This is a genomic window from Rickettsiella endosymbiont of Xylota segnis (assembly GCF_964019545.1).
Lineage (GTDB): Bacteria > Pseudomonadota > Gammaproteobacteria > Diplorickettsiales > Diplorickettsiaceae > Aquirickettsiella.
Genome location: NZ_OZ026451.1, coordinates 794001 through 808511 on the forward strand (window position 1 = coordinate 794001; position 14511 = coordinate 808511).

Here is a 14511-nt window from a genome sequence, read left to right on the forward strand (position 1 = left end):
AATTTGCTTGAGTTCGCGGCGAACGACTGGCGAGGACCGGAGTTTACATGAGGTAAGTGCGGACCCGGAGCCCATGTTCAATAATGAAATCAAGCAAATTACATAGTTTCGGAAGAAATCTTATGTCTAAAAGATTGACCTTGATTGCATTAGTCATGCTGATTGTCGCTTTTTTATGCAGTTATTTTGTCGCGCATTATCATCGTTTTTTACAATCACCTTTAAATCCAACCCAAACGATACACATCGTTTTTGCACCCGGTTCATCCGTACATCGCTTGATTGCAGATTTACAAAAATTAGGTGACATGCCACATCCGCGTTATTTTTTATTTTTAGCCTATATAAAAGGGGCGACGAGTAAATTAAAAACTGGGGAATATCAGTTTGATCCGGGTACGACACCCAGTCAGCTGTTGAGTCAAATGTTAGCTGGGAAAGCTATTTTTCACCGTTTTACGATTGTTGAAGGTTGGACATTTCAACAATTAATTAGCGCGTTGAATAACATAGACTTTGTTAAACATCAGCTTAAATATGTTTCTTCGGAACAAGTCTTAACTAATTTGGGCTTACCCGCGCAGAATCCCGAAGGTTTATTTTATCCAGCCACGTATTATTTTAGCGCAGGTGTCAATGATAGTGATTTATTAAAATGGTCGTATCAATTATTAGAAAAGAAACTACAGGCTGCGTGGAAGAATCGTGCCACTAATTTACCCTATAAAACACCGTACCAAGCATTGATTGCAGCATCCTTAGTGGAAAAAGAAACTGCGGTTGCTAAAGAACGGCCAATGATTGCCGGCGTGATCGTGCGTCGTTTGCAGGAGGGGATTCCCTTACAAATCGACGCCAGTATTATTTATGGTTTAGGTGCGCATTATACCGGTAAGTTAACTATTGAAGATCTCCGTAAAGATACACCCTACAATACGTATACGCGCAGAGGTTTGCCACCGACTCCGATAGGCAGCCCCAGTTTTGCTTCTATCACTGCTGCTTTGCATCCGGATCATAGTCAAAATTTATATTTTGTGGCAAAAGGCGATGGGTCGCATCAATTTTCCGAGCATTTAGCCGAACATAATTTAGCCGTACAACTTTATCAACTCGATCAGCGCTATCCAATTGTTAAGAAAAAAAGATCGTGTCAAAGTTTATGGTATGTCAGTAAAACGATGCGTGCATTTTTTTGTAAATTAAATGATTTAAGTAGTTAGTTCTAGCTACAATGACGCGTTGAAAGAGATATCACTTAATAACGAATTAGCCTATCTTTTTGACTATAGTGCTTGATAGTTTCTTTTAGTAAGATTTGCTGAGCATCGTAAAAATGAGGCATTACATATTTTGCCCAAGTGACGATTGAATAAAGATTTAGAGATTCGTATAAAAATATTCTTTTTATTAAATTTTTGATATCACCATCTGATAAATTGATATAGGCATGCTTATAGGTTTTCAAAAAAAGCTCTTTTTGCTCAAAGTTAAATTCGCTCACACAGAATAACCTAGAAATATCGTAGGCAGGATCTTCCATACTAGAAAGCTCCCAATCCATTAATTGCAGATATCCGTTGCTTTCGATGATATTAAGATGATGTAGATCTCCATGTGAAGGAAATAAAACTTTTGACTTTGCCAGAAAATTTTTAATACCCCTTAGTTTTTTTAATAAGCGATGATCTTTTTTATTTAAGATAGGTAGAATGGTTTGAAAACATTGCGATGCTTCGTCGATAAAAGAAATACCCGTTTCTGAATTTCTTTTGAAGTTAAACTCCGAATAATGTAAATTTTTAACTATACGCGCTAAAGCAATTAATTTACTGGGTTTTTTGAGGTCAGCAGCAGATAAGAATTGATAGTTGGAAACAAATTTTGTTACCAAGAAACTGTATTTTGTATAATAAGCAATTATTTTTAAGGGCGTTAAATTGAGTAATCTCGCTAACCTAAGGTTTTGTATTTCTATCGATAGCTCAGGAAATAAGGGGCTATAATATTTTGGAAAACGTAACACCAAATTTTCAGTTGGATAATGATAGGTATCATTGGAATGACCGCCTTTGATTTCTTTAAATTGGTTCGGTTGATAGATTTTAAGGATTAACAATTGAATTAAAAGATTTTTATTTTGTAATTCGGGTCCTTCTTTTTCGGTGATAATATCCGATAAAATTTGACAAAAATGACAATTTTCTTTTTTTGCAATCGCTTGTATAAATTGCCCCAGCATAAACCTCCTTTAATATTCAATTTTTCGTTTTTCCAGTAGCTCTCGATCATATTATACCAAGATGCCGCTGTGACAGAAAACTAAGAAGATAAAGTAATAATTTTTTAATTATTTGCGTGCATTATCGGCAGAATCTTTAATTAACTAGTTGAACGAGAAAATTTTTGTTAGATCTCGATAATTCAATCTGCAATATCCGCAACATACAACAGCTTTATGCGCTGCTTTCTTAAAATTAAAATTGCATTGGCCTATCTTGCTAGATAGGCGTGCGGATTCGAACTTGGAAATAGTCATTTAACGGTGTTTAAATAATTTCTTTTCTTGTTCTTTAGGAGGTACATTTTCGGAAGGGGGTTTAAATAAGGAGAAATTATTGGAATAGGTGAGATTATCCTCAACATTATTTTTATGGCTAATAGTTGCTAAATCAATTTTTTCAATAGCGTTTAAGGTTTTTGCAGTGAAATTTTTAATTGTAGCTTCTAGTAAATTTCTTTTATCGCCATAGGCAAATAATATCGCATATTTAGCCCAAACAACTATCGAAAAATAATTTAAGGGTTCAAATAATTTCACACGAATTGCTAAGCTAGTAATAGTAGCTTCTGATAAAGGAATATTCAGAGCGCTTTTATAGTATTGCAAAAAAATATCTTTTTGCTCGTTATTTAAATCGGATACACAGAAAAATCTGGAAATATCAAGCGCGGGATCTTCTAGAGTAGATAATTCCCAATCCATCAATTGCATTTTTCCATTTATTTCAATAAGGTTAAAATGATGTAAATCACCATGAGCAGGTCGTTTTATAATGTTAAACTTTGTCAAACAGCATCTTATTGCATCTAATTTATGCAATATTTTATAATCTTCTTCACTTAGGATCGACTTGATGGTTTGAAAAGTTTTTGTTGATGAATCGATAAAGCAAAGCGAAGCTTCAGGATTTTTTTTAAATAACGCTTGAGAATAATGTAATTTTTTAATTAAATGAGTTAACGCAATTAATTTTTCGGTTTGTTTAAAATCTTTTTCTGAATAAGCTTGAAAGGAAGGAATAAATTCTGTTACTAACAAAGAATATTTTGTATAATACCCTATTATTTTTATAGGAGTTAATTCAAATAACTTGGCTTCAGCTAGATTATGTATTTCTATGCGGGCATGACGATAAAGTGGGTTATGCGGTTTAGGAAAGCGTAAAACAAGATTGGTTTTTTTATAGTGGTAAGTGTTGCTTGAAAACCCTCCGGTTAGTTCTTTAAATTTATCAGAATGAAATATTTTTATCGTTAATAATTCGATTAAAAGATTTTTATTACCTACTTGTTCGTCGACTTTATCTTTTTTTAGATCAGTGAGCATTTTCGACTGGATTGCTTTTCTTTCAATTTTTTCAGTAGTAATGGCGACTAATTGACGATGCATAAATTCCTTTTTTTGTATTTTTTTATTAAAAATTAATTTATTACTGATAGGTACACTGGTCGAATTATAAAAAAAAAATAAAAAATATGCAAAATTCAATAAAAAAGCTGAAAACTACATGAATAAACAGCGCGAAAGCTTAAATAGGCCAAGCTAAACAAATCATCAATTTCGCTAATTGGGTTAAACATAAACTATCATTGTGCTATTCGCAAAACCGCCAGTTAGGTATAATTGCTGAAATATTCAGTTGGATGTGTTATGCAAATCAATCGAGCGCGCTTTATTAACTTAGAAGGCATTGAGGGCGTAGGAAAATCAACGCAACTCAAGTTTATCGCCGATTATTTACAACAAGCGGGGATCCCGCTGACCATTACGCGTGAACCGGGTGGTACGGAAATCGCAGAAGCCATACGTGCTTTAGTGTTACAATCCGATTTTTCACCGGAAATTATTATTCCTGAAGCCGAGCTATTATTATTTTTTGCTGCACGTGCGCAACATATACACTATGTCATTAAACCGGCCTTACAGCGAGGTGATTGGGTACTCTGTGATCGATTTACCGAAACCAGTTATGCTTACCAGGGCGGCGGTAGAGGTATTGATTTAGCCTTTATCCGCAGTTTACAGTTGTGGGTACAGCAAGATTTAAAAGTTGATGCGGTTTTATTACTCGATGCGCCGGTCGATATTGCCTTACGTCGCACACAACGTCGAAAAACCGCAGACCGTATTGAAGCCGAGCAACAAGATTTCTTTACGCGTGCACGTGCCAGTTATCTCGAGCGGGCCAAACAAATGGCTGATTGTTATCATATGATTGATGCCAGTCGTTCATTAAAGGATGTGCAAAAACAAATTAAGCAGGTATTGGATCAACTATTAGCATTATGGGTAAAATCGGATGAATAATTATTCAGCGCCCTTCCCATGGCAAGCTCAACAATGGCAGCAACTGTATCACTGTCATCAAGAAGGCCGATTAGCGCATGCTTTATTACTGGTAGGACAAGCGGGTTTAGGTAAAACCTTATTTGTAGCAAATTTTGCAAAAACCTTACTCTGTAAGCAGGCAGTGAATCAAATAGCGTGCGGCCATTGTCGTGATTGTGTGTTAGTTGCAGCGGCAACACATCCAGACTTGTGTTGGCTTGCTACAGAAAAATCCAGCCAGGGCATTAAAATTGATCAAGTACGCGCAGTGATAGAAAAATTAAATCACACCAGTCAAGCAAGCTATAAAATTATTGTAATTAACCCAGCAGATAGCTTATTGCTGGCAGCGAGTCATGCTTTATTAAAAAGTTTAGAAGAACCGAGTGAACGTACCTTATTTATTTTATTGACTGAAAAAATTGAGTGCTTATTACCAACTATTCGTAGTCGTTGCCAAGTGATTCGTTTTGCGACGCCAGAAAAATCGCTGGCGACGACTTGGTTAGCGCAGCAACTTCCAGCATCAACACCTATCGATAAGCTTTATCGTTTATCCGCCGGTGCGCCATTACTTGCATTGAGCTATGCCCAGCAAAATTATTATTCATTTTATACCGACTTGTTGGTTTCATTAACGCAGTTATTCAATCAAGAACTGGATCCCGTCCATTGTGCAGCACAGTATGTGAAAAGTGATACGCGGCAATTATTATCGACGCTATTGAATGTCATCAGCGAATTGCTTAAATGCCGGTTACTGAATGGATATTTAGCGATAGAGGGTGCGTTAGCGCATTTAGCCGCGTGCTTGTCGACGGATTTTTTGTTGCAGTATTTTGATAGCGTATTGGTATTACAAGCGCATACCGCTAAAATCACCTTGAACTTACCCTTAATGCTAGAAGATCTGTTTTCTCGTTGGGCTTTACAAGGTAAATCATGTTAGTTGACTCACATTGTCATTTGGATCGATTGGATCTGGATTATTTTAAAAAAGACCTAACTGCTTGTCTGGAGTTTGCTAGAGAGCAAGGTGTGATGCACTTTCTTTGTGTCTGTATTGATTTAGCCAATTTTCCGGCCGTATTAACGATTGCTGAGCAATTTACCGATGTTTCTGCTTCCGTCGGCGTGCATCCCACCGAACAAGTCCCTGAAGAAGCGACATTGGATGAATTAACTAAGCTTGCAAAACATCCTAAAGTGGTGGCAATAGGCGAGACGGGTTTGGATTATTATCGTGAAAATACAGCAAAGGAATGTCAACAACAACGGTTTCGGCAACATATTCGCGCGGCTATTGCGGTGAATAAGCCATTGATCGTGCATACTCGAGCAGCGCGCGCAGATACTTTGCGCATTTTAAAAGAAGAGGGTGCGCAGCAGGTGGGTGGTGTACTTCATTGTTTTACCGAAGATTTAGGTATGGCTGAGGCCGCTATTGAAGATAATTTTTATATTTCTTTTTCTGGAATTATAACGTTTAAAAATGCTGTTGAGTTAAAAGCTATTGCGCAAACATTACCTTTGGAGCGTCTATTAGTTGAAACAGATTCACCTTACTTAGCACCGCATCCATTTCGCGGTAAACCTAATCAGCCAGCTTACGTGCGTTACGTTGCCGAATATTTAGCTGAATTGCGTGATTGTTCTTTAGAAAATATTGCCAATCAAACCACCACTAATTTTTTTACTTTATTTAAACAAGCACAACTAACTAGTCAGGGATAGACGTTAACTTTCAAAAGAGAGACGTTTTAAATGATGCGCGTATTAACTTTCTGTGTATTACTAGTTAGCTGCAGTTTATCTATGGCGGAAAGCGCTAGCGAACGAGCAACCGCGGCGTATTTTAATTCGGTACAGAACCAACCGAAGAAATTAAGCCGTTTTTTGCATGACATGCCGAAAGGAGGGGATCTGCATAATCATCTCGGCGGTGTGAGTATGCCAGAGAATATGTTGCGTTATGCGCGACAGGATGCTTTGTGTGTCAATAGAAAAAATTTTAGCGTACACAGCGATCGCGGTTGTCCAAAGCAACTGAGCATTGCGCAGATACAAAAATTTCCAATTTTATACAATCAGCTGATTGACGCCTGGTCGATGCGCCATTTTCGTCCGGGTAAAGAATCGGGGCATGATCATTTTTTTGCGACGTTTATAAAATATTTGCCTATTTTGATGAAGCATCGTGCCGAGATGGTGAATGAAGCGGTGGAAAGGGCATGTCGAGAAAATTTAATCTACCTGGAACTAATGATTATGCCTGATGATAATAAATCCGGATTATTAGGCAGTCAGATGGCTTGGCATGATAATTTAGACAGCTTGCGCGAAAAACTTTTAAAATCAGGGGTTATTCCTATCGTGCAGGATATTTCTAAGCAGTTAGATAGCTATCAAAAGCCATTACAAACTTTTTTAAACGGGCCTGGAAAGCAGCTGTGCCCAGATTTTAAACTGCGTTATTTATATCAAGTATTGCGTGAGCAGCCGCGCACGCAAGTTTTTGCACAATTGTTAACCGGTTTTGAAGCGGCGAGCCGTGATCCACGCATCGTGGGTATTAATCTTGTGCAAGCGGAAGATGGAAAAATATCTATGCGCGACTATTGTTTGCAAATGCGCATGATAGGATTTCTACATCGACATTATCCCAAGGTTAAGATTAGTTTACATGCCGGCGAATTGGTTCCCGGTTTGGTGTCGATGAAGGGTTTACGCTTTCATATTCGTCAAGCCATAGAAAATGCGCATGCTAATCGAATTGGTCATGGTGTAGACATTCGTTATGAGGATCACGCTTTACAGTTATTGCAAGAAATGGCTAAAAAACAAATATTAGTTGAAATTAATCTCAGTAGTAATGCCGCTATACTCAACGTTAAAGGTCAACAACATCCGATACTACTTTATAGACAATATCAAGTTCCAGTGGCTTTATCTACAGATGATGAAGGGGTTTTAAGAACCAATCTGACCGAGCAATTCAAAATAGCCGTAAGAAATTATCATTTTTCTTATTTGATCTTAAAACAATTAGCTCGGAACAGTATTCATTATAGTTTTTTACCCGGAGCGAGTTTATGGCAAGCGGCCGATTATCAACATCCGGTTTCGTATTGTAAAAATAGTTTAAGCTGCGCTCAGTTGTCTTCGACTTGTCAAGATTTCTTAGCGGGCAACGAAAAAGCGGATAGTGAATGGAAATTAGAACAACAATTTTTAAGTTTTGAACAGCGATTTATCAAACCTGATTACAATGCTCACAGCAATTAGATTTTTGACAAGTGCCGAGAAATAATTGTGGATTGAGCGATAACACAAACAAAAATTTATTGCAAAAAGTATTAGAGTGAAAAAAAGATGGCGTAAGCGATGCCACCAAATAAGGTCCATTTAATTAAATAATAAGTGGGTTTATTCCATTTTTTAATACATTTGCCGATACGGCGAATAAAATAAACATATTTAAAGATGCGATTCACAGCACCGGTCTGATCCGATGCATCATTCGGCGCAGCTGCAGCGCTCATCACGTAACGTCCCACTAAATAATTAAATTGTTGTGCCCAACGATATTTTAAAGGTCGTTCAATATCACAAAATAGAATCAATCGGTTTTGACCACTGGTATTTTCTGCATAATGAATATAGGTTTCATCAAAAATGATAGCTTCACCATCCCGCCAACTATAGTGCTTGCCGTCGACATTGATATAACAGCAATCATCATTCGGTGTTATTAGACCTAAATGATAACGTAACGAGCCCGCATAGGGATCACGGTGACGTGGTAAACGACTTTTATCCGATAATTCTGCAAACATGGCGGCTTTAATTGAGGGTAATGTTTTTAATAGCGCCGTGGTTTTCGGACAGTGAATTGCTGCGGAGGGATGATGGCTATTATACCATTTTAGATAAAAACGTTTCCAACCGGTTCTGAAAAAAGAGTTAAATCCGGCATCATCATATTTTTCGGAAGCTTTAACGTGTTTTTGTTTTAAAAGATGCATGCCTTCTTCGCGTATCAGCTGCCAATTTTTACGTAAAATTTCTAATTCAGGAAAATTTTCCAGTTTTAGATAGGGCGTATTAGGCACCGCCGAAAAGCAGTACATAAACACATTCAGCGGCGCGAAAAAAGTCGAATGATCCGAAAGCTGACGCCAAAATGGATAACGCTGTTTTCCGCGACGATGAATGTACAAAACACATACAGCAAATAAAATAATAATAATGTATTTCATTACAATTTCTTATCCTATTGCCGTAGGTTTACCATACAAAACGATCAGTCTTTAATTTAACCGATGTCTGTTGATTTGTTGCTTTTCGTTTTCTTCCTTATAAGTAGATGCATTCGCTGGAGTAGCTGCTTTAAAGAATGCTGGGCTACTATTGGAAGTGCTTGCCTGCGCATTGAGTTGCTTACTTGCTAGCTTGCAAGTATCCCAGTAGCCTGATAAATCTGCTGCTAGGGAAGAAGGTTTAGCTAGATTTGGATTTTCTCTTAATGAATAGTCAATAAAAATCTTAACTAACACATCAGGAGCATGATCTAAAGCTAAATCAAGCGCGCTCTTACCATCGTTATCCTTAATATCAAACCTTCCGCCCATTTTTACCAAAATATCGATCATGTCTTTCGTTGCATTAATATATTCAAGAGGCATAGGATCGAGTGCCCCTTTTCCCACAGCAAAGTCATGTAATGGTGTTCTACCATGCTCGTCTTGTGGATTGCTATTTTCAGAAAGTATAATTATTTTTCGATCGTCATTATCCATATTGGCTCCCTTTTTTTTATCGTGATAGTGTGAATTATATTAACATATAATTCGAATAAACTTAGAAGTTTAAGATACTTGTAGAATAGATTTCTTGTTTTTATTCAGGTCTAAGGTTAGTATCGGCATAGTTTCTTTTCTTTCAAATATCGACTAAAAATAACAAGTGAAACACTTTTTTTCTCCTACGGTTAGCGTCACGCTCGCGCTTTTATGCGTACTTGCGATTAAATTCCTATTAGCCTGGTTTATTCCCATTACTGCGGATGAAGCCTATTACGCCATATGGGGCGCTTATCTGAGTGGCGGCGGTTATGATCATCCACCCATGATAGGATTTGTTTTATACCCGTTATTGCAACTCGGTCATCATGCCTTGACGCTGCGTTTACCGGCCATCTTCAGCAGTCTATTACTAGGTGTCGTAAGCTATCTTTATCTCAAAAAAGAGGATCCAGAGCGTGCGGCTATTGCTAGCATTCTATTAATGATTGCACCGATTAGTCTATTTAATATTATTGTGACTACCGATACACCCTTATTTATGTTTTCGTTTTTGTCGGTGATGTGCGTCTTACAAGCGTTAAGAAATAATGATGCATGGTATTTGTTTGCGCTAGGCGGATTGTTTTTAGGACTGGCTTTTTTCTCAAAATATTTTGCATGTCTATTAGGCTTAGCCTATGCAGTGTATTTTCTTTTTATTGCGCCAAACCGGGCGCGTCTCATAGGTCTAGGTTTATTGGCTTTATTCACACTGCCTTTTGTCGTGCAGAATATCTATTGGAATTATCATCATGATTGGTCAAATATTTTATTTAATATTTACAATCGAAATAATGATATGGGTTTTAGTTTTAAAACCATTTTTGCCTATGTGCTTATTTTATTGTATTTAATTACGCCGCCATTAGTGTTCGCGCTTGCTAAATTCCCAAAACAGCAATTAAAACAGCAGGCGGTATTTTACTTCTTTTTTATCCCATTACTGTTATTTTTTCTGCTGAGTAGTTTTAAACCGATAGGATTACATTGGCCGCTTGCTTTTATTCCGTTAATTTATGTGTGGGCGGGTCAGTATTTAAGCAGTAAAAACCTAAGAAAATTATTAAAATTTACCGTTTATTGGAGTGGACTACAGCTAATCCTGATTGTTAGCTTATTGCTTATTCCTCTTAAATCGGTGCAAGATCGGCATGTTCTGGGTTTAAACTATAATAAGATCGTTTATTTTTTTCATCATAAAACCATTAATGACTTGTTAAAAGAAAAATATTCGCTGCATTATATTTATGCAAGTCCTAACTATGCGGACGCTTGTTTATTTTTTTTCGATACGAATCATTATGCATCGGTATTTTTAAAAGGGTCTTATCATGGTCGTGAAGATGATTTAATTACTAATTTCAAACACTTTAAAAATAGAAACTTTTTAATCTTTTCACGCACACCACTGGTGTATAACGATTATAAGCCTTATTTTCAACGCGTTGCCTTGCATACTTTGCGTTATGAGCAGGCCACTTTTTATTATTTGCTTGGCACACAATTTAATTATCCGAACTATCGACAAAAAATATTACGGCCAATTAATGATACCTATTGGGTTGATCCTCCGTATTTACCGCATACGCCAAGTTTTTTTTATTTAAAATATAATTTTAGCTCTTAAGTTGTGTCGTGATACCTAGACAACTAAGCTTAAAAACTCCGATCGCGTGCGCAAATCTTCTCGGAATAGACCTAGCATTACCGAGGTCTTCATCGAAGCCTTTTGTTTTTCAACACCACGCATCATCATACATAAATGTTTGGCTTCAATAATGATGGCAACACCTTTGGCATCTAATACTTTCATCAAAGTATCGGCAATTTGACGAGTTAAATTTTCTTGAATTTGTAGGCGTCGTGCATAAAAATTAATAATACGCGGTATTTTTGATAAACCGATGATTTTTCCGTTCGGAATATAGGAAATATGACAGACGCCAATAAAAGGCAATAAATGATGTTCACACAAGGAATATAATTCGATGTCTTTGACTAAGATCATTTCTTCCATTGTCGAATGAAATACAGCACCATTTAGCAGGACATCTAGAGATTCACGCGCACCACTGGTTAAATAACGTAAGGATTTGGCTACGCGTAACGGTGTATTTTTTAAACCTTCCCGTTCCGGGTCTTCTCCGAGTGCGCTTAAAATTGCTTTAATATGCTTTTCCATTATTTATTGTCTTATTAAGTTTAGTTTTACAACTACTTCCAAGCTGGAACGGCTGTACAATGAAATAATCGAGCGGCGGCGGCTAATACTTCAGGAGAGTGTATAGCCTTTATTAGATTAATAAACTTCGGGTTATTTTTATCGCTTAGTTTTACCACTAATAGATTAGCATAAGGAGAGGTTTTACTTTCACTAAATAGTGCATTTTGTTGCGGGTAAAGCTGGGCTAGCGCAGCATAATTAGCATTAATAACTGCCAAATCAACATCAGCAAGTACACGCGGTAATTGCGCAGCATCTAGCTCTTTGATAGCTAAGTGTTTAGGATTAAGTTGGATATCGTTAGGGGTCATGTATGCGCCTTTGTGTGTATCAAGTGTCAATAATCCAGCTGAGCTTAGCAATAATAAAGCGCGTGCTTCATTGCTTGGATCATTAGGAATGGCCACAATAGCATGCGGTTTTAATTCATTTAAATGCTGGATTTTTGCAGAATAGATAGCCATAGGATAAATAAACGCTTTGGCTATCGGAGTCAATGCATAAGCTCGGTTACGAATTTCGTCGTTTAAAAAAGCTTGATGCTGAAATAGATTGGCATCGAGATTACCATCGTTTAACGCTCGATTGGGTAGCGAATAATCGGAGAATTCAATAATTTTTATTTGCAAACCATAATCTCGTAAAGCGACTTGTTTGGCGACTTGCATGAGTTCTGTTTCTGGTCCACTAATCGTACCTAAACGAATTTGCTGTGAATTTTCACGATGATGGCAAGCACTCAGGCCGAATAGACTGCTTAGTAATAGGCAACTCAATATGTAATGAGAAATTTTTTTTAGCATAATTAGTATATCCGAAACATGAGTAAAATTTAACCTTCACCGCATCATTGTAAGTGCAGTCTATTTTTGTCATTTTGAGCACAAACCGCGCAGCAATCGGGTTTAATGATGATTTAAGCGTTTTGCCCAATAATCTCCCAGGTGCTGTATGCCTTGTACTAAAACAATGAGGATCACGATAGTCATGATCATGACGCCGGCATCAAAACGTTGATAACCATAACGTATGGCCAAATCACCTAGACCCCCTCCGCCAACAGCTCCTGCCATGGCAGAATAGCCAATTAAAGTAATGAGTGTGGTCGTTAGTGTACCTACCATACCGGGTAAGGCTTCTGTCAATAAAATAGCGGGAATTAATTGCCAAGTGGTAGCCCCCATCGCTAAGCCCGTCTCAATTAAACCCGAAGGTAACTGGTTAAGATTATTTTCTATCATGCGCGCAAAAAAAGGTGTGGCTGCTAAGCTTAGCGGGACGATAGCAGCGCTAGTACCAATCGAAGTCCCGACTAGCAAACGTGTAATAGGAATAATGGCTAACATTAAAATGATAAAAGGAATTGAACGTGCCATATTAACCATTAAGGATAAACTTTTGTTAAGTAAGGGCATCGGCAATAAATTGGTTTGGCGCGTACTAAATAACAACACGCCTAAAGGTAATCCCAATAGCATAGCCAACAATCCTGAGGCAAACACCATATAGAGTGTTTCCCCGGTTGAAAGAAATAATTCAAACAATAGATTCGTCGACATAGCCCATAATCTCTACTTGAAGTCCTTTATCAGTTAAATAATCTATACCTTGAGGTAAAGGTGTTTGATCACCGATGACTTCGACGACCATGATACCTAAAATTGTTTGTTTAAGACATTCAATATTGGCTTGCAAAATATTCAGATGAATACCCATTTCACGCATAACATGGGCTATTAAAGGTTCTGCCGCAGCTTGTCCCTTAAATATGATCCGAAGAACTGCATGGCTATCCCGTTTTTTTTGTGGGCTAAGTCGTTTTTGTAATAAAGGCGGCAGTTCATGTTTTAACGACAAACTCACAAATTTCTTGGCTAAGTCAGCTTTTGGTGCCGTAAAAAAACTGACGACATCAGCGACTTCAAGGATCGATCCTTGATCCAGTAATGCAACACGATCGCAGATACTTTTTACGACATCCACTTGATGCGTAATTAATACGATGGTAATCCCTAAACGCTGGTTAATATCCTTTAATAATTGGAGAATCGTTTGTGTCGTCTGTGGATCGAGTGCCGACGTCGCTTCATCACACAGTAATACCTTAGGTTGGCTGGCTAGTGCGCGAGCAATAGCCACACGCTGTTTTTGTCCACCGCTAAGTTGTGCTGGATAAGCGTGTTGTTTATCACTTAAGCCAGTAAGATCTAACAAAGGAGCAATCGTCGCTTGGATTTTCGATGGTGAATAATGTGCAAATTTTAACGGTAAGGCAATATTTTCATACACTGTTTTGGCTGCAAGTAAATTAAATTGTTGAAATATCATACCTATGTGACGTCGCACTAAGCGCAAATCACCCGCTTTCATTGAGGTTAATTCTTGCCCAGCTATCCAGACTTGTCCTAAGCTAGGGCGTTCTAACAGATTGATACAACGTACTAACGTACTTTTGCCGGCACCACTTTGACCCACAATACCAAATATTTCTCCTGGACAAATAGTCAGGTTGATGTCGCGTAGAGCATAGATAGGTGCGACTAAACTATTATAAATTTTTGAGATATTAATAAGCTTTATCATCTTTAATAGGTCATATTCCGCTGAAAGGCATTGGCTTAAAGGTATTATCGATACTTAGATAAATAACGCAAGAGGATTTGTTAATTTAGCTTGCTGTCTTACAGTTCCTAACTGAATCAACGCTTTGCTCGAATCCTACTAAGCTAAATTAATCTAAGCAGAAAATTTTTAAGGGATTCTCCAAAATGAAGTTAAAAACTATCTATCATATTTTTAAATAAAAAAAAATTTTTATATTTAATTTTTTT

Annotated in this window: 14 protein-coding genes; 6 read left to right on the plus strand and 8 right to left on the minus strand. The window is 37.4% G+C overall.

The annotated features are described in order from the left end of the window. Positions 1-122 precede the first annotated feature (122 nt). Entirely contained in the window at positions 123-1223 is a 1101-nt protein-coding gene (gene mltG, locus AACL18_RS03645; RefSeq protein WP_339051480.1) for an endolytic transglycosylase MltG, read from the plus strand. Between the two features lie 35 nt (positions 1224-1258). Here mltG and AACL18_RS03650 read toward each other — a convergent pair whose 3' ends face one another. Further along, positions 1259-2242 carry a phosphotransferase gene (locus AACL18_RS03650; RefSeq protein WP_339051481.1) on the minus strand — a complete coding sequence of 328 codons (984 nt, stop codon included), beginning with the start codon at positions 2240-2242 and terminating at the stop codon, positions 1259-1261. Between the two features lie 297 nt (positions 2243-2539). Beyond that, positions 2540-3673 (minus strand): phosphotransferase, encoded by a 1134-nt coding sequence (locus AACL18_RS03655; protein WP_339051482.1) that lies wholly within the window; start codon positions 3671-3673, stop codon positions 2540-2542. 261 nt (positions 3674-3934) lie between these two features. Between AACL18_RS03655 and tmk the strand changes: the two genes are divergently transcribed. The 4 genes from tmk to AACL18_RS03675 are packed head-to-tail and all read left to right on the plus strand — an operon-like array spanning position 3935 to position 7897. After that, on the plus strand, positions 3935-4591 hold the full coding sequence (gene tmk / locus AACL18_RS03660; RefSeq protein WP_339051483.1) for a dTMP kinase: 657 nt from the start codon (positions 3935-3937) through the stop codon (positions 4589-4591). After that, on the plus strand, positions 4584-5561 hold the full coding sequence (gene holB, locus AACL18_RS03665) for a DNA polymerase III subunit delta' (RefSeq protein ID WP_339051484.1): 978 nt from the start codon (positions 4584-4586) through the stop codon (positions 5559-5561). Before tmk ends, holB begins: the two co-directional genes overlap by 8 nt. Next, entirely contained in the window at positions 5555-6346 is a 792-nt protein-coding gene (locus tag AACL18_RS03670) for a TatD family hydrolase (protein ID WP_339051485.1), read from the plus strand. The genes holB and AACL18_RS03670 overlap by 7 nt, the downstream gene beginning before the upstream one ends. A 30-nt stretch (positions 6347-6376) precedes the next feature. Further along, the gene (locus AACL18_RS03675; RefSeq protein ID WP_339051486.1) at positions 6377-7897 is read left to right on the plus strand and encodes an adenosine deaminase; all 1521 of its coding nucleotides are present in this window, start codon (positions 6377-6379) and stop codon (positions 7895-7897) included. 71 nt (positions 7898-7968) lie between these two features. On the opposite strand, the gene lpxO is transcribed toward AACL18_RS03675, so the two are convergent. Both lpxO and AACL18_RS03685 read right to left on the minus strand, forming a co-directional pair. Continuing rightward, complete coding sequence (gene lpxO, locus AACL18_RS03680) at positions 7969-8871, minus strand: lipid A hydroxylase LpxO (RefSeq protein ID WP_339051488.1); 903 nt, start codon at positions 8869-8871, stop codon at positions 7969-7971. Positions 8872-8922: 51 nt separating this feature from the next. After that, positions 8923-9411: a hypothetical protein gene (locus tag AACL18_RS03685; RefSeq protein ID WP_339051489.1), complete on the minus strand. Its 489-nt coding sequence runs from the start codon at positions 9409-9411 to the stop codon at positions 8923-8925. 166 nt (positions 9412-9577) lie between these two features. Here AACL18_RS03685 and AACL18_RS03690 point away from each other — a divergent pair, with 166 nt between their 5' ends. Beyond that, complete coding sequence (locus AACL18_RS03690) at positions 9578-11083, plus strand: ArnT family glycosyltransferase (protein ID WP_339051490.1); 1506 nt, start codon at positions 9578-9580, stop codon at positions 11081-11083. Positions 11084-11098: 15 nt separating this feature from the next. Here AACL18_RS03690 and folE read toward each other — a convergent pair whose 3' ends face one another. From folE to AACL18_RS03710, 4 genes are all read right to left on the minus strand, one after another. Beyond that, positions 11099-11638 (minus strand): GTP cyclohydrolase I FolE, encoded by a 540-nt coding sequence (gene folE / locus AACL18_RS03695; protein WP_339051492.1) that lies wholly within the window; start codon positions 11636-11638, stop codon positions 11099-11101. Between the two features lie 32 nt (positions 11639-11670). Continuing rightward, the gene (locus AACL18_RS03700) at positions 11671-12483 is read right to left on the minus strand and encodes a MetQ/NlpA family ABC transporter substrate-binding protein (RefSeq protein ID WP_339051493.1); all 813 of its coding nucleotides are present in this window, start codon (positions 12481-12483) and stop codon (positions 11671-11673) included. A gap of 102 nt (positions 12484-12585) precedes the next feature. Then, positions 12586-13239, minus strand: coding sequence for a methionine ABC transporter permease (locus AACL18_RS03705; protein WP_339051494.1), 654 nt, complete (start codon positions 13237-13239; stop codon positions 12586-12588). Beyond that, on the minus strand, positions 13217-14263 hold the full coding sequence (locus AACL18_RS03710; protein ID WP_339051496.1) for a methionine ABC transporter ATP-binding protein: 1047 nt from the start codon (positions 14261-14263) through the stop codon (positions 13217-13219). Before AACL18_RS03710 ends, AACL18_RS03705 begins: the two co-directional genes overlap by 23 nt. Between the last annotated feature and the right edge of the window lie 248 nt (positions 14264-14511).